This window comes from Paratissierella segnis (assembly GCF_014385195.1).
Taxonomy (GTDB): domain Bacteria; phylum Bacillota; class Clostridia; order Tissierellales; family Tissierellaceae; genus Paratissierella; species Paratissierella segnis.
Window position 1 is genome coordinate 126462 of the sequence record NZ_JACRTG010000008.1, and the last position, 18932, is coordinate 145393.

General features: G+C 35.2%; 19 protein-coding genes. All 19 read left to right on the plus strand.

What is annotated here, in order from left to right; translation table 11 throughout:
* Positions 1-27: 27 nt before the first annotated feature.
* Positions 28-1053, plus strand: coding sequence for a type II glyceraldehyde-3-phosphate dehydrogenase (locus H8707_RS03100; protein ID WP_262428692.1), 1026 nt, complete (start codon positions 28-30; stop codon positions 1051-1053).
* Complete coding sequence (locus tag H8707_RS03105) at positions 1044-2309, plus strand: phosphoglycerate kinase (protein ID WP_262428693.1); 1266 nt, start codon at positions 1044-1046, stop codon at positions 2307-2309. The genes H8707_RS03100 and H8707_RS03105 overlap by 10 nt, the downstream gene beginning before the upstream one ends.
* Before the next feature lie 36 nt (positions 2310-2345).
* Positions 2346-3191, plus strand: coding sequence for a transketolase (locus H8707_RS03110; RefSeq protein WP_262428694.1), 846 nt, complete (start codon positions 2346-2348; stop codon positions 3189-3191).
* Positions 3191-4165, plus strand: a complete 975-nt coding sequence (locus H8707_RS03115) for a transketolase family protein (RefSeq protein ID WP_262428695.1) — start codon at positions 3191-3193, stop codon at positions 4163-4165. Before H8707_RS03110 ends, H8707_RS03115 begins: the two co-directional genes overlap by 1 nt.
* On the plus strand, positions 4165-4965 hold the full coding sequence (locus tag H8707_RS03120) for a 5-deoxy-glucuronate isomerase (protein WP_262428696.1): 801 nt from the start codon (positions 4165-4167) through the stop codon (positions 4963-4965). The genes H8707_RS03115 and H8707_RS03120 overlap by 1 nt, the downstream gene beginning before the upstream one ends.
* A 35-nt stretch (positions 4966-5000) precedes the next feature.
* Positions 5001-6863 carry a 3D-(3,5/4)-trihydroxycyclohexane-1,2-dione acylhydrolase (decyclizing) gene (iolD, locus tag H8707_RS03125; protein ID WP_262428697.1) on the plus strand — a complete coding sequence of 621 codons (1863 nt, stop codon included), beginning with the start codon at positions 5001-5003 and terminating at the stop codon, positions 6861-6863.
* A gap of 15 nt (positions 6864-6878) precedes the next feature.
* The gene (gene iolE / locus H8707_RS03130) at positions 6879-7775 is read left to right on the plus strand and encodes a myo-inosose-2 dehydratase (protein WP_262428698.1); all 897 of its coding nucleotides are present in this window, start codon (positions 6879-6881) and stop codon (positions 7773-7775) included.
* Between the two features lie 27 nt (positions 7776-7802).
* Complete coding sequence (gene iolG / locus H8707_RS03135; RefSeq protein WP_262428699.1) at positions 7803-8822, plus strand: inositol 2-dehydrogenase; 1020 nt, start codon at positions 7803-7805, stop codon at positions 8820-8822.
* A 14-nt stretch (positions 8823-8836) separates the two neighbouring features.
* Positions 8837-10093 carry a nickel-dependent lactate racemase gene (gene larA, locus H8707_RS03140; RefSeq protein ID WP_262428700.1) on the plus strand — a complete coding sequence of 419 codons (1257 nt, stop codon included), beginning with the start codon at positions 8837-8839 and terminating at the stop codon, positions 10091-10093.
* A 110-nt stretch (positions 10094-10203) separates the two neighbouring features.
* Complete coding sequence (locus H8707_RS03145; protein WP_262428701.1) at positions 10204-11571, plus strand: GntP family permease; 1368 nt, start codon at positions 10204-10206, stop codon at positions 11569-11571.
* Positions 11572-11607: 36 nt separating this feature from the next.
* Complete coding sequence (locus H8707_RS03150) at positions 11608-12840, plus strand: glycerate kinase type-2 family protein (protein ID WP_262428702.1); 1233 nt, start codon at positions 11608-11610, stop codon at positions 12838-12840.
* 221 nt (positions 12841-13061) lie between these two features.
* On the plus strand, positions 13062-14423 hold the full coding sequence (locus H8707_RS03155) for an APC family permease (RefSeq protein WP_262428703.1): 1362 nt from the start codon (positions 13062-13064) through the stop codon (positions 14421-14423).
* Between the two features lie 233 nt (positions 14424-14656).
* On the plus strand, positions 14657-14872 hold the full coding sequence (locus H8707_RS03160; RefSeq protein ID WP_262428704.1) for a type II toxin-antitoxin system Phd/YefM family antitoxin: 216 nt from the start codon (positions 14657-14659) through the stop codon (positions 14870-14872).
* A gap of 96 nt (positions 14873-14968) precedes the next feature.
* On the plus strand, positions 14969-15337 hold the full coding sequence (locus H8707_RS03165; protein WP_262428705.1) for an ATP synthase subunit I: 369 nt from the start codon (positions 14969-14971) through the stop codon (positions 15335-15337).
* A 43-nt stretch (positions 15338-15380) separates the two neighbouring features.
* Entirely contained in the window at positions 15381-16046 is a 666-nt protein-coding gene (gene atpB, locus H8707_RS03170; RefSeq protein WP_262428706.1) for a F0F1 ATP synthase subunit A, read from the plus strand.
* A 21-nt stretch (positions 16047-16067) separates the two neighbouring features.
* The gene (gene atpE, locus H8707_RS03175) at positions 16068-16337 is read left to right on the plus strand and encodes an ATP synthase F0 subunit C (protein WP_262428707.1); all 270 of its coding nucleotides are present in this window, start codon (positions 16068-16070) and stop codon (positions 16335-16337) included.
* A 54-nt stretch (positions 16338-16391) separates the two neighbouring features.
* Positions 16392-16907 carry a F0F1 ATP synthase subunit B gene (gene atpF / locus H8707_RS03180; RefSeq protein ID WP_262428708.1) on the plus strand — a complete coding sequence of 172 codons (516 nt, stop codon included), beginning with the start codon at positions 16392-16394 and terminating at the stop codon, positions 16905-16907.
* A complete protein-coding gene (locus H8707_RS03185; RefSeq protein ID WP_262428709.1) occupies positions 16895-17395 on the plus strand; it encodes a F0F1 ATP synthase subunit delta in 501 nt (166 codons plus the stop codon). The genes atpF and H8707_RS03185 overlap by 13 nt, the downstream gene beginning before the upstream one ends.
* A gap of 17 nt (positions 17396-17412) precedes the next feature.
* Positions 17413-18924 (plus strand): F0F1 ATP synthase subunit alpha, encoded by a 1512-nt coding sequence (gene atpA / locus H8707_RS03190; RefSeq protein WP_262428710.1) that lies wholly within the window; start codon positions 17413-17415, stop codon positions 18922-18924.
* The last annotated feature ends 8 nt before the right edge of the window (positions 18925-18932 follow it).

Here is an 18932-nt window from a genome sequence, read left to right on the forward strand (position 1 = left end):
TGAATTATTTATGAAGGAGGAATTTTTATGATTAAGGTTGGAGTTGTTGGTTATGGAGTTATAGGACAAAGGTTGGCAGATGGTGTAATCTTACAAGAGGATATGGAGTTGGTGGGAGTAGCTGGTAATTCAAAACCGACTCTTGCTATAAGAGCTTTAAAAGAAAAGGGAATGCCATATAACCTTTATATGGCCTCATTTGAAAATAAGGAATTATTTGATGAGCTAGATATTCCTTTGTCAGGTACATTGGAAGACTTAGTTCAAAAATGTGATGTTATACTAGATGCAACAAGGGCAGGGGTAGGAGCTAAAAATAAAGAACTATATAAGAAATATAACAAAAAAGCTATATTCCAAGGTGGAGAAAAAAATGAGGTTGCTGATGTATTCTTCCATGGTTATGCAAACTATGATAAGGGTGTTGGAAAGGATTTCTTAAAACTGACTTCCTGTAATACAACTGGTTTAATAAGAACTGTTGATTGCTTAGACAAAGCATTTGGAGTGGAAAAAATAGCAATTACTATTATAAGACGTGTAGCCGACCCAGGTGATTATCATAGAGGATTAACAAATGCTCTAAAGGTAGATCCGGCACCAAGTCATCAAGCTGTAGATTTAATGACAATTATGCCACATGTTCAAGCAACAGGGATTTTAGTTCATACCCCTGTCACCCATGGACATATAATTACAGTAGTAGCTTCCCTTAAAGAAGACATAAACAAAGAACAACTATTAGAAGTATTTAAAGCACATCCAAGAATAAGAGTGGTAAAAATTGCAGATGGTTTCCAAGGAAATGCAGCATTATTTAGATATGCTAGAGATTTAGGAAACCCAAGAGGAGATATGTATGAAACTGCAGTTTTTGATGAAACAATTGTTAAATCCGGGACAGACATAATGTTTGCTATCAATATACCGCAGGAAGCTGTTGTTATTCCAGAAAGCATTGATGCAATAAGAGCAGCATTAAAAATGCAAGTAGACGGAAACGAAGCTGTAAGCTTAACAAACAAATATTTAGGAATGGGGAAATGGATGTAATGTTAGACATAGGTATAAGATCCATAAAGGAATTTGACTATGAAAACAAGGTCGTATTATTAAGGGTAGATATAAATTCACCTTTAGACCCAGAAACTAAAAAAATAGTTAATGAAAATAGAATCAATAAAAGCCTCCCAACTATAAATTATCTGATTGAAAAGGGTGCTAAAGTTGCAATAATAGCACATCAGGGAGATACACTGGATTATCATAATCTTATACCACTAAGTGAACATGCAGAAATATTATCTAAAAAACTTGGCAGGGAAGTTAAATACATTGATGATGTATGTGGACCTGCAGCACAAGAAGAAATTAAAAAATTAAACCCTGGAGAAATTATCATATTAGGTAATTTAAGATATTTATGTGAGGAGGTTTCATCCTTTGAGGATGTTGTAAAGCTAGAAGCATCTGAGATGCTAAACACTTATTTGGTAAGAAATCTTGCACCTTTAATTGACATATATATAAATGATGCTTTTGCGGCAGCGCACAGAAATTCGCCTTCAATGGTTGCTTTTCAGGAAATAAAGCCTTCTGCCGGAGGGATTCTTATGATGGATGAGATAGAAGCATTAATAAAGGTTATGACTTCGCCTACTAGACCAAATGTATTTGTTTTAGGCGGGTTAAAAATTTCAGATGCCTTTGGAATGATGAAACAAGTTCTTGAAAATGGTTCAGCAGATATTATTCTTACGAGTGGTATTACAGGACATATAATGCTTCTGGCTAAAGGATATAATTTAGGGGAAGGAAATGAAAGGTTTATTAAGGATAGAAAATTAGATGCATTTATTGAACCAGCAAAAGAATATCTAAAGAACTTTCCAGAAAAAATAATCGTTCCAATCGATTTAGCCTATGAAAAGGATGGAAATAGACAAGAAGTAAATATAGATACTCTACCAATTAATGAAATATGCATGGACATTGGCGTCAAAACAATAGAGATATATAAAAAATATATATTAGACGCAGGAACTATATTTGTTAATGGACCAGCTGGTGTATACGAAAACAAATTGTTTGAAAATGGAACTAAATCCATTTGGAATACGATTGCCGAGAGTAAAGGATATTCCGTTATTGGTGGAGGGGATACAGTAAGTGCAGCTTCGAGGTTTATTGACTTAGAAAAAATCAACTATGTATGTACTGCCGGAGGAGCAATGGTAAGATTTTTATCCGGAGTAAAAATGCCTCTTATAGAATCAATGAAAAAGTCATACAGCTATGCTTATTTTTAAATATGACTTAAGACTAATAGGATAGGGGGGTGCAGCATGTTAAACGAAGAAAAAATAAAAGAATTAAAGAAATTTGCTATAAATATTAGAATTGAATCAATGAAAGCATTTGGGAATTTGGGATTTGGACACGTTGGCGGTTCGTTTTCTATAGCTGATACATTAGCAGTTTTATATGGGGATGTAATGAAGGTAGATCCTAAAAATCCAAAATCGGAAGATAGGGATTGGCTAATAAGCTCAAAAGGTCATGCTGGACCAGCTATATATGCAGCATTAGCTTTAAAAGGATATTTTCCGTTAGAAGTTTTAATGACTTTAAATAAACCGGGAACAAGATTACCTAGCCATTGTGATAAGAATTTGACTGTAGGCGTAGATATGACTACAGGTTCATTAGGGCAAGGTTCATCCTTGGCTGTGGGGGTAGCTTTAGGCCATAAATTGGATAGAAGGAACAATTATACCTATCTCATCTTAGGGGATGGAGAACTTCAAGAAGGTCAAATATGGGAAGCAGCATCCTATGCGGCCCATGCAGGGTTGGACAATCTAATTGCTTTTGTAGACTATAATAAAAAACAGCTGGATGGATTTTTAGTAGATATAAACAAACCCTTTAGTATATCTGGGAAATTTACTAGCTTTGGGTGGCATGCACAGGATATAGATGGACATAACGTCGAATCCATATATAATGCCATCGAAGAAGCTAAACGAATCAAAGGGAAACCTTCCGTAATAGTATTAGACACAATAAAAGGTAAAGGCTGGAAGTATTGTGAAACTGCAGCATCAAATCACCATGTAACGGTAAGTAAGGAACAGATGGAAGAAGCTATAGAAGAGCTTAAAAAACAGTTAGAAGAGGTGATGATCTGATGACCGCAATTCCTACTAAAAATAGAATTGAAGAAGATAAGGAAATGAGAGTCGCATATTGTGAAGCCCTTATGGATTTAGCTTCCGAAAATGAAAATATCGTAGTTCTTGACGCTGATCTTATGAGTTCAATGGGAATGGTTCCATTTTCAAAGAAATATCCCGAAAGAACATTTAATGTTGGGGTTCAGGAGGCAAATATGATAGGAGTGGCAGCGGGGTTATCTGCAACGGGGAAAATTCCATATGCGCACACATTCGGTCCATTTGCTTCCAGAAGGTGTTTCGACCAGATTTTTCTTTCCTGCGGATATGCAAAAAATAATGTGAGAATTACAGGTAGTGATCCTGGAGTGACAGCTGCATTCAATGGGGGGACTCATATGCCATTTGAAGATATTGGATTGATGAGAAATATTCCGGATATTACTATACTGGAACCGGTAGATACAACTATGTTAACAGATTTAATAAAGCAAATTGCAGCACCTTTTGGTGTCTTTTATATAAGATTATTAAGGAAAAATGCTATAAAGATATATGAAGAAGGTTCAACTTTTGAAATAGGGAAGGCAGTGAAGTTGTTGGATGGAGATGATGTAACCATTATCGCCACGGGAATAATGGTAGATGAAGCACTTAAAGCTGCTGAGGAATTAAATAAAAAAGGCATATTTGCAAGAGTATTAAATATGTTTACTATAAAGCCAATAGACAAAGAAGCAATAATAAAAGCAGCAAGGGAAACAAAAGCTATAGTAACCTGCGAAAATCACAATATAATTAATGGATTGGGATCAGCAGTTGCAGAAGTAATAGTAGAAAATTATCCTATACCAATGGAGAGAGTCGGTGTCAATGATTTATTTGGTGAGGTAGGTCCTGAAAGTTACTTGAGAGGGAGATTTAACCTAACAAAAGAAGAGATCGTAAAAAAGGTTGAGGTGGTTTTGAAAAGGAAGGAGAGAAGGTGATGCAAATGTATAGAATCAGACAATCCCAAGAGTTTATATATGGATATAATCCAATTACCACAATAGATGAAAAAGTCAAAAACACCATGATGGATTTTGGGATATTGAAAATGAAAAAGGAACAAGTAGAGATAGATATGGAATCCAAAGAAAGGGTATATCTTCTTATTGAAGGAGAAGCAAAATTAGAATGGGAAGATAAATCGGTAGTAATTAATAGGAATTCTTGTTTTGATGAAAGTCCTTGGACTTTACACCTACCTAAAAATACAAAGGTGAAGATTACAGCATTAAAAGATGACACGGAATTTTCAGTCAGTAAAACTTTTAATGATACTATATTTGAATCAAAACTGTATACCCAAAAAGAATGTGTTGATGAGCACAGGGGAAAAGGAACAATGAAGGAAACTTCAACCCGAATAGTAAGAACGGTGTTTGACTATTCAAATGCTGATTATTCAAATTTTGTAGTTGGGGAAGTAATTGATTATCCAGGTAAATGGTCTAGCTATCCTCCACATCATCATCCGCAACCTGAAGTATACCATTATAGATTTAATCCTAAACATGGATATGGATTCTGCCAACTTGGCGAAGATGTAGTGATGGTAAAGCACAATGATACGGTAAAGATTGTTGATGAGCTATCTCATCCTCAAGCTACAGCACCGGGATATGCCATGTACTATATTTGGGTTATAAGGCATATTGATGGTAATCCATATATAGCACCTACTTTTGAACCTGAACATCTCTGGGTTATAAAGGAAGATGCTAAGATTTGGCCGGATAAATAAATCCTAAGTTAATAAATAAGCCAGAGGTGATATAAGTGAAAACCATTAGACTTACGGTGGGACAGGCACTGATGAAATTTTTAGATAATCAGTATGTAGAATTTGATGGGGTTGAAAATAAATTCATTGAGGGAATATTTACGATCTTTGGGCACGGAATAGTTGTGGGATTTGGTGAAGCTCTTGAATCCTATAAGGGGGATATAAAGATATATCAAGGGCGAAATGAACAGGGCATGGCACATGCGGCAATTGGATATGCAAAACAAAAAAACAGAAGAAAAATCATTCCATGCACATCTTCCATAGGACCTGGTGCATTAAATATGGTAACAGCTGCCGGAACCGCTACAGCCAACAGAATACCCCTACTTTTATTTCCAGGAGATACTTTTGCCTGCAGACAGCCCGATCCGGTATTACAGCAAATAGAACAGCCATATAATTTAAACATAACTGCCAATGATGCATTTAAAGCCGTATCTAAATATTGGGATAGAATTGTTCGACCTGAACAGCTAATAAGTTCTATGATAAATGCCATGAGAGTATTGACTGACCCGGCTGAGACAGGAACAGTAACCATCTGTTTGTCTCAAGACGCGGAAGCAGAAGCATATGACTATCCTATAGAATTTTTTAAGAAAAGAGTACATCATATAGCAAGGAGAACTCCTTCAAAGGATGAGATAATTCGGGCAGCAGAAATAATAAGAAGTAAGAAAAAACCATTGTTAATCTGTGGTGGAGGAGTAACTTATTCTGAAGCCGGAGAAGAATTATTAAGCTTTGCAGAGAAATTTAATATTCCAATTGGTGAAACTCAAGCCGGAAAAGGAATTATTGATTGGAATAATTCATATAACTTAGGCGGAATTGGCGTTACGGGCACAAAAGCTGCCAATTTAGCTGCAAGAGATGCTGATGTAATTATAGCAGTCGGCACGAGGCTAGGTGATTTCACTACAAGTTCTAAGTGGGCATTCCAGAATGAAGATGTAGAAATAGTAAGCATAAATGTAAACAGCTTTGACGCATATAAGATGAATTCAACTGCTATAGTAGCGGATGCTCGAAAAGGTTTAAAAGCACTTAAATTATTATTGACTGAATATGAATACAAATCATCCTATGAAAATTGGATATATGATCTTAAGGAGGATTGGAATAAGGAAGTAGACAGATTATATAATATAGATTCTGTAAATGGCTTCTCACAGACGAGAGCACTGGGCATTATCAATGAATTCATAGATGAAAATGTCATTGTTGTCGGCTCTGCAGGTAGCTTACCGGGGGATATGCAAAGAGTGTGGAGAACCAAAGGCTATAAAAACTATCATATGGAATATGGATTTTCATGTATGGGCTATGAAATTTGTGCATCTCTGGGAGTAAAGATTGCGGAACCTGCAAAGGAAGTATATACAATGGTGGGAGATGGAAGCTATTTAATGCTGCATTCTGAGCTCATAACGAGTATTCAGGAGGGAAGGAAAATCAATGTGCTCCTATTTGATAATAATGGGTACGGATGTATAAATAACCTTCAAGTGGATCAGGGAATTCCATCCTTCAATACTGAATTTAGATATAGAAATCCGGAAACAGATAGACTTGACGGAGATTATATTCCTATTGATTTTGCCAAATCTGCAGAGGGATATGGAGTCAAGACATTCAGAGCAACAAATTCAGATGAATTAAAAGAGGCTTTGATAGCAGCAAAGAATGAGAGCAAATCAACTCTAATCGATATAAAGGTTTTGCCTAAGAGCATGACAGACGGCTATGAATCTTGGTGGAGAGTTGGTGTGCCTGAAGTATCGAATTATATAAGCGTTAATTCTGCCTATAGGAAAATGGAAGAGGAGCTTTCTAAGGCTAAAAAGTTCTAATTAGGGGGTCAATATATGTTTGATAGCAATAAAGTTAAATTAGGAATTGCCCCAATAGCATGGACAAATGATGATATGCCTAAACTCGGAGAGGAGAATACCTTTGAGCAATGTATAAGCGAGATGGCACTTGCTGGTTTTACGGGAAGTGAAGTCGGAAACAAGTATCCAAAGGATACCCAAGTGTTAAAGAAAGCATTGGGATTAAGGAACATACAGATAGCAAGTGCATGGTTTAGTTCTTTTGTAGTGTCAAGACCATTTGAAGAAGTTGCAAAAGAATTTATAAATCATAGGGATTTTCTTTTCGAAATGGGAGCAAAGGTTATAGTAGTTTCCGAGCAGAGTAAAAGCATACAAGGCAAAATTGATGTGCCCATATTTAAGGGTAAGCCATATTTTACTGATGATGAGTGGAAATTGCTTGCAGAAGGGCTCGAAAACTTAGGGAAACTAGCCGCAGAAAAAAATATGAAGATAGTTTATCATCACCATATGGGGACAGGTGTTCAAACAGCTATGGAAATAGAACGGTTAATGGATATGACTAGTCCGGATTTGGTATATCTATTATTTGATACAGGGCATTTAGTTTATTCAGGAGAAGATCCGGAATATATATTAAAAAAGTATATTCATAGAATTAAGCATGTTCATTTGAAGGATATAAGAGAGAATATACTGCACATGATTAGGAATGAAGATTTGAGTTTTCTTCAAGGTGTTAAGAACGGAGTATTTACTGTGCCCGGAGATGGGTGTATTGAATTTGAACCATTGTTTAAGATACTTGATGAAAATAATTATGAAGGCTGGTTTATTGTGGAAGCAGAGCAGGATCCTGATTTGGCAAATCCATTGGAATATGCTATTAAGGCAAGAAATTATATAAAAGTGATGACTAATTTGTAAATTTCCTTAAGAGGAGGAATGAACTATATGGGCAAAAAGCTTAAAATAGGGATAATAGGAGCGGGAAGAATTGGAAAACTTCACTCAGAGAATATAGTAAATAACTTCAAGGATATAGAGATAAAGGCTATTGCGGATATATTTGCTGATAAAATCGAAGATTGGGCTAGGAGTATAGGAATTCAAAATATATATGAAGATTACCATGATATATTAAATGATGAAGAGATAGAAGCGGTTTTGATATGTTCATCTACGAATACTCATGCAAGGATAACAATAGAAGCAGCTAATAGAGGGAAACATATATTTTGCGAAAAGCCGATAGATTTTGATGTAAATAAAATAAAAGAGGCATTAAATGTCGTTAATAAAGCAGGAGTAAAATTTCAGATTGGATTCAACAGACGTTTTGATCATAATTTTAAAAAGGTACATGAATTAGTTAAGTCTGGGAAAATTGGTGAACCGCATATAATTAAAGTAACTTCAAGAGATCCTCAAGCACCTCCGATTGATTATGTGAAGGTGTCTGGGGGAATGTTTATAGATATGACAATTCATGATTTTGATATGGTAAGATATTTATCAGATAGTGAAGTAGAAGAAGTCTATACAAATGCAGCAGTATTAGTTGATCCTCAAATAGGTGAGGTTGGAGATGTAGATACTGCTATTATTAGTTTAAAGTTTAAGAACGGTGCTATCGGAGTAATTGACAATAGCAGAAGCGCAGCATACGGATATGATCAAAGGGTTGAGGTATTTGGTTCTTTAGGTGCTGTTACTGTTAGCAATGATACTGAAACTACAGCCGTTCTGCATACGGTAGATGGAATATTATCAGATAATCCCAAGTATTTCTTTTTAGAAAGATATAAAGATTCATTCATAGAGGAAATGAGGGAATTCTTTGATTCGATTATTAATGATACGGAAACACCGGTAACAGGAATTGATGGATTGAAACCCGTATTGATTGGTATGGCGGCGAAAAAGTCATATGAAGAAAATAAACCAATTAGACTTGACGAAATAACTGTATAGATTAGGGTGGTAAGATGATATATAGTATGGGCTTTGGAAAGACAAGAATTGAATTTAATGTTAATGAAGGAAATATATTAGGAGAATTAAGACCTAATGAGGTTGAAGTTCATTCTACAGGGGAGATGGAAATTAAAAGAGCGTTGGATAATCCTATTAATTCTCCAAAGCTTTCTGGAATAGTTAAACCGGGGGAAAAGATTGTCATTGTAACGAGCGACATTACAAGGCCTATGCCTAGCCGTATAGTTTTACCTTATGTAATAGATGAAATACTAAAAGCAGGATGTTCCAAAGAAGATATTACAATAGTGTTTGCCCTTGGTGCTCATAGATCGCATACAGATGAAGAAAAAAGGTATATAGTAGGAGAAGAAATTTTTAATACTATAAAATGTATGGATAGCAATCAGGATGATTATATTCATCTTGGAAATACGAAAAACGGCACTCCAATTGATATTTTTACGCCAGTGGCAACAGCAGATAAACGAATATGCTTGGGTAATATCGAATATCACTACTTTGCAGGATATAGCGGTGGCGTTAAGGCCATAATGCCTGGAGTATCAACGAGGCATGCAATACAAGCTAATCATAGTATAATGATTGATGATGGAGCAGTAGCCGGAAATATTGATACTAATCCTGTTAGATTAGACCTGGAATCCATAGGAGAAGTTATATCAATAGATTTTATAGTTAACGTTGTATTAGATGAAAACAAAAAAATAGTCAAAGCAGTGGCAGGTCATTTTATAGATGCCCATAGGGAAGGCTGTAGGTTTCTTGATGAGCTTTATAAGATACCTATAAAAGAGAAGGCTGATATTGTAATAGTATCTCAAGGTGGTTATCCAAAGGATTTAAACCTTTATCAAGCTCAAAAGGCACTGGACAATGCTAAACATGCTGTGAAAGATGGAGGAATAATAATCCTTGTTGCTTCGTGTAAAGAAGGTCTGGGAGAGGCTGTATTTGAAAGTTGGATGACTGGAGCAAAAACATCCAAAGAATTGATAAAAAAGATTGGAGAAAATTTTGTCCTTGGGGGTCACAAAGCTGCAGCTATAGCATTAACCCTTGAAAAAGCTAAAATATTTTTAGTATCGGAACTTGAAGCAGAATTTATAAAAACAATCTTTATGAAACCTTTTAACAATATACAAGATGCATTAGAACAGGCACTTATAGAAAAAGGGTTAAATGCTAAGATTATCCTAATGCCAATTGGAGGATCTACTCTTCCGGTTTATGACAAGGAGCTTTAATTAAAAAAATACAGCAAAAGCATTGCGTATTGCATTGCTAATATTTTTAAATAGAGCATCATATATTTAATTGAGGGAATATCACCTCAAAATTAAAGGAGGGGGAAAATATGTCAGGCATTTCTCTTATTATTTCATTCATAATTTCAGTCATACTAATGATAGTTGCAATTTCAAAATGGAAGATACATCCTTTTATCTCCATTATGACTATCTCGCTGCTTTTTGCAGTAGTGGCAGGTATACCTCTAGAGGATATCCCGGGGGTAATTGGAGCTGGATTTAGCAACACGTTCAAAAGCATTGGAATTGTTATTATTTTTGGTGCGCTTATAGGTACATTATTAGAAAAAACAGGAGCTGCGATTAAGATGGCAGACTGTGTAGTAAAACTGGTGGGTAAGAAAAATCCGGAGCTTGCTATGCTTATTATGGGTTGGATTGTTTCCATTCCGGTATTTTGTGATAGTGGGTTTGTTATCTTGAATCCTATTCGTAAAGCGTTGGTAAAGAGAACCGGAAAATCTTCCGTAGCTTGTACGGTGGCGCTTTCTATGGGACTTTATATATCCCATTGCTTTATTCCGCCTACTCCGGGACCTATTGCGGCAGCAAATACTTTGTTCGAAGGCTTAGGTCAAGATACAAACTTATTGCTAGTAATGATTATGGGGGCAGTATGTTCCATTCTACCATTAATAGCAGGGTATTTATTTGCTATTTATATAGGTAAAAGGGTTAAAGCCCATGATGAAGCGGATATCGACAACGGTGAATTGGTTCAGACATATGATGAATTGGTTGCAAGTTTTGGTAAATTACCGGGAGCGCTTATTTCCTTCGCTCCAATAGTAATACCCATATTCCTTATGGGATTTTCATCGGCTCTTGCAATGGCAGGAAAATCTATAGCGTTCATAACATTCTTGGGAACTCCGATTATTGCCATTGGTGTGGGAGTTGTTTTTGGACTTATTATACTTGCAAATCAAAATATGATGGGTGAATTCTACAAGATAACGGAAGAAATACTTAAAGTATCAGGACCGATTTTATTTATTACGGCAGCAGGAGGTGTACTTGGCAATGTAATCGCATCATCATCAATGGTCGATTTTATAAAGGACAATTCAACATTCTTAGCAAGTTTTGGATTGATGTTCCCATTCTTATTATCGGCAATTTTGAAGACTGCACAAGGCTCATCAACAGTTGCTATGACCACAACCGCAGGAATTATAGCTCCGATGCTCACAAGTATTGGTCTGGGAAATCCTACATTAGCAGCTTTGAGCGTTATAGCGATTGGAGCAGGTGCCATGACGGTATCTCATGCAAACGATAGTTACTTCTGGGTAGTAACTAATTTCGGCGAGATGGATGTGGAAGACGGATATAGAACTCAAACACTGGGTACATTGATAGTGGGCATAGCATCCATAATCAATGCGTATATTGTATATTTTATTGTAAGATAACGTAAAAATATTTTATTTAAGAGAGGAAGAGATATATTGAATCTTAGATATGATGCTCAGAGGATAATTGAAGCCGCCATAACAGCTGCTCTTCCCAATACAGCCATAAAGAAAGCGCTTGATGGTGAGGATTTTTCCTGTGATAGGCTAATACTTGTTTCTATTGGGAAGGCTGCTTGGTCTATGGCACATGCAGCTTATGATATTCTCGGTGACAAGATCAATGAAGGCATTGTAATTACAAAATATAATCACTCAAAAGGGAACTTACCAAATATTCACATATATGAAGCAGGTCATCCTATACCCGATAAAAATTCTTTCTTAGCCACCGAGCAAGTGATAAATCTTGTATCAGATCTTTCTGAAAATGATAAGGTACTTTTATTGATCTCAGGCGGAGGGTCTGCGCTATTTGAAAAACCGCTTATTGCACCGGATATGCTAGAGGATATAACGAAGCAATTGCTCGCTTGCGGAGCAAATATAGTGGAGATGAATACCATACGTAAGAGATTATCGGCTGTTAAAGGTGGGAAATTTGCAAAACTGTGTGAACCAGCTCAAATAATATCTGTAGTCCTTTCCGATATAATTGGTGACCCTCTTGATATGATTGCTTCAGGCCCTGCGTATCCTGATAGTTCAACCGGAGAACAGGCATTAGAAATCATTGCGCGATATGGCATTAAAATATCGGAGGAGATTAAAGATTTGCTTTTGATGAAGACTCCGGATAAATTAAACAATGTCAAAACCAAAATTACAGGTAGCGTCAGTCAGCTGTGCTATGCGGCTGAAAGGGCTTGTATTGATTTAGGTTATGAACCAATAATACTTACAAACAGTTTAAGTTGTGAAGCACGTGAAGCAGGCAGCTTCTTAGCTTCCATAGCACAGTACTACAATGATACTAAAAAATCCCTTGCATTTATTTTAGGGGGAGAAACGATCGTTCATCTTAAAGGCAATGGCAAAGGAGGGCGAAATCAGGAATTAGCTCTTTGTTCTGCAATTGGGATTGCAGGGCTCGATGATGTGGCTATATTTTCAATAGGATCTGATGGAACCGACGGACCGACAGATGCAGCAGGTGGGTATGTGGACAATCACACCTATAAGATTTTATTGGATAGTGGAATAGATATATATAAGGTATTGGAAAATAATGACGCTTATCATGGACTTAAGGCTTGTGATGGACTTATAATTACAGGACCAACCGGTACAAATGTTAATGATTTCTCGGTTTTATTAATCAAAAGATAATAATATAAATATTAAAAAATAGGGCTTTATTATAGTATTTAAAAAATGCTTATGTATAGCCCTATTTTTATATATTTTTAGTAAATTATCATAGATTTTAATAATTTGCAAAGATCTTCCTTGCGGATAATTGATTTAATTAATTTTAAAGTTCTCAATTTATATGATATAATGAGTAATTATCTTACAATTATAAATGGTGCAAAAGGAGGTGAAAATAAATGGATAAACAGTTAGATAATCAGCTGGAAAAAAAGTATGGACTCATAACAGCTATATCAATGGTTGTAGGAATAGTTATTGGAAGCGGTGTGTTTTTTAAAGCGGAGGCAGTGCTAAAAGCTACAGGCGGAAATGTTGTAATCGGTATTGCTGCTTGGATTATTGTTGGACTTATTATGATTATATGCTCTTATACTTTTGCAATTATGGCGTCGAGGTACGAAAAGGTAAATGGGGTAGTTGATTATGCTGAAGTAATTGTTGGCAGCAGATATGCCTATTATGTAGGGTGGTTTATGACAACAATATATATTCCTGCATTGACATCAGTGCTTGCTTGGGTATCTGCCCGTTATACATGCGTACTTCTTGGATGGGACATAACCGGCGGATCTGCTATGACCATTGCATGTTTTTATTTAGTTGGAAGTTATGCTCTAAATGCGCTTTCTCCGGTACTTTCCGGGAAATTTCAGGTATCATCTACTATAATAAAGCTCATACCATTAGTATTGATGGCGGTTATTGGATTGATTGTCGGTCTAATGAATGGAATGACTGTAAGCAATTTTACTAATTTAGTTGACACAAGCGTAACTAAAGGCGGCGGCATTTTTGCTTCGGTTGTTGCTGTTGCATTTGCATATGAAGGTTGGATTATTGCAACATCTATTAATGCAGAGTTAAAGGATTCCAAGAAAAACCTTCCAAAGGCTTTGGTTATTGGTTCACTAATAGTGGTTTTGGTATATATTTTTTATTATATAGGTTTAACAGGTGTTGTTAGTACAGAAGTTCTGATAGAAAGCGGAGAAACCGGAGTTATGTTGGCTTTTAAAAATATATTTGGGAATCTTGGGGGTACATTAATCTTCGTATTTGTTATATTATCATGTATAGGAACATTAAATGGTTTAATGCTTGGCTGCACACGGGGAATGTATTCTCTTGCTATTCGTGGAAATGGACCTATACCGGAAACATTTAAGCAGATAGATAGAGCCACTAATATGCCGACAAATTCGGCTGTATTTGGAGTATTAATTAGTGCTATGTGGTTATTATATTTTTATGGAGCTAATCTTACAGATCCATGGTTTGGACGGTTTTGCTTCGATTCATCCGAGTTACCTATAATTACCCTTTATGCTCTTTACATTCCTATCTTTATAATGATGATGAGAAAAGAAAAGGACTTAAGTACCTTTAGAAGATTTATTATGCCGGTATTGTCCATAATAGGCTGCTTGTTTATGGTTGTAGCAGCAATTTTCGCTCATGGCAAGGCGGTAATGTATTATCTCATAATCTTTGCCATAATAATGGGAATCGGTTCATTTTTTAATAGAAATGTTAAATAATAATATAAATATCAAAAAGTATAACAGATAAAAATCTATCCGGTTATACTTTTTTTATGAATAATTATAAATCAACTCTTCACTCTTAGTTCTTAGTTCTTCGCTCTTTATTATTTTTTTATTGACCATATATCATAATTATGATAACATAAATGTTATGAAAATATGATTTAAATGATAATTTTGTTCATATTAAGTTCATAATGCAGTTGTATAATGGAGGTGCATTATAGATGCCACTAATACGTCCAATTTCAGATTTGAGAAATCACTTTGCTGAGATCTCAAAAGTGATACATGAGACACATGAACCTATTTTTTTAACCAAAAATGGTTATGGAGATATGGTTGTTATGAGTATGGAATCTTATGAAAAGAAGATGTTTGAAATAGAACTTTATCATAGATTGATGAAAGGGGAAAGTCTTCTAGATAAAAATAAGAAATAGGCTTAAATAACGAGGTTGAAATTAGTTGTAGTAGTTCTGAAAGAAACTGCTTGCAGTTTCTTTCTTGTTTAAGTCTAGAGGTAGGAAGTGACTTTTATGAATAAGGACCTTCTATTTAAGGTATCAAAAGTTGTAATTGCATTAAGTCTGTTTATTGTGGGATTCATGGTTTTACTTTTCGAAAATCCCAAATCGATTATTTTAGGATATATATTTGGTGTTTTGATAAATATATTATCTTTCTATTTGATCAATGATTCCGCTAATAAGCTAATTATGATGGAACCGTCAAAGGCAAAACGTCGTGCCCATTCCAATTATTTTTTTAGGTATTTAATATACTTTATAGTTCTACTAATTTCCGCTCTAGCAGACTATCTAAATATATTTGCAACCTTTTTTGGATTAAACATGGTTAAAATTGCAATTTATATTTTAACTATTATTGATAAGGACTTTTTGTGATTACAATAAAATATTATAAATTTATAGGCAAGGAGTTGTAAAAATGGCTTTAACATTTAGTGGAGGAGGATCAATAATAATACCGGAAACGGTGATGAATGCTATCTTAGTTGTTGCAGTATTATCAATACTAGCTATAGTTGTAAATAAAAAAATAAAGAAGGCTAGGGTAGATAAAGCTCCCTCAAATTTTTTAAATGTAATAGAGATATTTGTGGAATTTATTAACAACATGGTTAAAAGCAACATGGGAGAGAATAAAATGCAATACGCACCGCTTATGGCAGCTTTGATCAGTTTTATAGCCTTTGCAAATATACTTGGTATATTTGGACTTGATGCCCCTACGTCGGATTATAGCGTTGCGCTTACTTTAGCTCTTTTTGTATTTTTTATAGTTCAGGGAACCAAAATTAAAAGCTCAGGCGGTTTAAAGGGATATTTAAAAAGTTTTACAAAACCTGTTGCCTTAATAGCTCCCATAAATATTATTTCCGAAATAGCGAATCCTATATCCATGTCTTTTCGTCTCTTTGGGAATATAATGACTGGTTCTTTAATTATGGCATTGCTTCATGGAGCTTTAGGATATTTTTCGCCATTGGTAACTGCACCGCTTCATTTATATTTTGATTTATTTTCAGGAATACTGCAGTCCTATATCTTTGTTATATTAGCAATGATTTTTATAGATGGAGCAACAGAATAACAATTGAAAGGAGGAATTTAAATGTTACAAGGTATATCAAGTGAAGCTTTTGTATTGGGATGTTCAGCAATAGCTGCAAGTATTGCCATGTTAGCAGGTCTTGGAGGTGCTCTGGGTCAAGGTATTGCAGCAGGAAAAGCATGCGAAGCAGTAGGCAGACAGCCTGAAGCTTCCGGTGAAATAACCAGAACTATGATTTTAGGTCAGGCTATAACAGAAACCAATGCTATATATGGTTTGATAATTGCTATTATACTGCTATTTGTACAGCCTCTATTAGGTGGTTTATAGAATTAGAATCGTGGAATATAAATGGATATGTTCTACGGTATGGGAGGTGTTATTTTGGGTGATTATAAGGTGATGGTTATACCTGATTTGCAAAGTATGATTATTACTGCTATTACTTTAATTATTTTATATATATTATTTAAAAAGTTTTTGTATACGCCTGTGAATATGTATTTACAGGAAAGAAGAAACTTAATTCAATCAGAAATCCATGATGCTAAAGAACTAAAAAAACAGGCTGAAATCCAAAAAGAAGAGCAGGAGGCACAAATTAATAGTGCACAGCGACAAGCTCAGGATATAATTGAAAATTCCAGAAAATTCAGTGAAGAAATGAAGGGAAATATACTATCGGAAGCGAGAGAACAAGCCGAAGAAATTGTTCTTAAGGCTGAAAGGGAAGCAGAAAGGCGAAAGAAGGATAGTTTAGAGGAAATAAAAAATCAATCCGTTGACATTGCTGTTATGATAGCTTCTAAGATAATGGAAGAACAAATAAGTATAGATAAACAAAATTTCCTAATTGACAAATTTATTGATGAGGTAGGGACATCAGAATGGCTAAATTAAATAAAAAAATGAATAATGCGGCAGCAAATGATTTTTCTTTAACTGATTTTTGGCTGGATCTTTATAGAATACCTGATTCCCAAAAGCAACTGGATTTAGTAAAGAAGATTCTCAATAAGGAAACTGAATTTGTGGATTTGATAATGAATCCGGATATTAAAGTAAATGAGAAAAGGAATTTAATTAACAATACTTTTAAAGATAATGTGTCAGAACCAATGTTAAAATTATTGAAAAAAATATTTCTTCAACATACTGATGTACAGACTGTTACAGCTGTAACAGCAATACCTATGGATATTAAGGCGCGGGAGAAGCTTAACGACACCTTATGTGAAAAACTTAACAAGGAAATCATACTCATAAATGAAGTGGATACGTCTATTATAGGAGGAGTTCTTTTAAAGGTCGGAGATAAAATAGTGGATGCAACATTAAGAAATGAACTAAAATCCATTGGTAAAACCTTAAAAGAAGTATCAATATAGGAAGTTGAGGTTATAAGATGTCTTTAGAACCATTAGATATAAGTTTATTAATAAAGAAACAAATAAGTAAATATGAAAAGAATTTAAATTATGTAGATACGGGTACTGTTGTTCAGGTAGGTGATGGTATTGCACAAATCCAAGGCCTGGATGCATGTATGTCGGGAGAGCTTATAGAGTTTCCTAAAGAAATTTATGGAATGGCTTTAAATCTGGAAATAGACAGCGTTAGCTGTGTGCTGTTAGGAAATGATAGGGACATAAAAGAAGGAGATACAGTAAAAAGAACCGGGAAAATAGTTGAAGTTCCCGTGGGAGAGGAGCTTATCGGAAGGGTGGTTAATTCTCTTGGTCAGCCTATTGACGATAAGGGCAGCTTAAATGCTACGAAATTTAAACCGATTGAAAATATAGCTCCGGGAATTAATGATAGAAAATCGGTTAGTGAGCCGCTTCAAACCGGTATAAAAGCCATTGACTCCATGTTTCCCATAGGAAGAGGTCAAAGGGAATTGATAATAGGAGATAGGCAGACCGGAAAAACTGCATTAGCGATAGATACGATTCTAAACCAAAAGGATCAGGATGTTATTTGCATTTATGTAGCTATTGGGCAGAAGAGGTCAACAGTTGCTCAAATCGTTGAGGTGTTTAAGCAAAACGGCGCAATGGATTATACTATAGTAGTTTCATCCACTGCAAGTGAATTGGCACCGCTTCAATATATCGCGCCTTACGCAGGAGTGACTATTGCAGAGGAATTTATGTATGAAGGTAAGGATGTTTTGATTGTATATGATGACTTATCTAAACATGCTGTTGCATATAGAACCATGTCATTGCTTCTCAGAAGAGCACCGGGTAGAGAAGCATTTCCCGGAGATGTCTTTTATTTACATTCAAGATTACTGGAAAGAGCAGCAAAATTGGATGATATACATGGCGGAGGTTCAATTACGGCGTTGCCAATAGTTGAAACCCTTGATGGGGACATATCGGCATATATTCCTACCAATGTTATCTCAATAACAGACGGACAGATTTTTCTTGAGACGGATCTTTTCTTTGTAGGGCAGAGACCTGCTATAAATACGGGACTTTCCGTATCTAGGGTTGGAAGCTCAGCTCAGATAAATGCTATGAAAAAGGTATCCGGAAGATTAAAACTTGAACTTGCTCAATATAGAGAGCTGGCGGCGTTTGCCCAATTTGGTTCTGAATTGGATAAGGATACCAGAGTTCAACTTGATCAAGGAGAAAGAATGATGGAGATATTGAAACAGCCTCAATATTCACCTATGAATGTTGAAAAACAGGTTATTATTTTTTATGCAGTTATCAATCAATATCTTTTAGATGTTCCTGTATCAATGGTAATAGAATTTACAGAAGAATTTATTAAATTTGTTGAGGGGAATTTCCCTCATATATTAACAAATATTAGAGAAACAAAGGATTTAACTGAAGAAATAGAAGAAAATATAATATTAGCTATAAATGAATTTAAAAAATTATTTAGCTTTTCTTAAAACCGGGC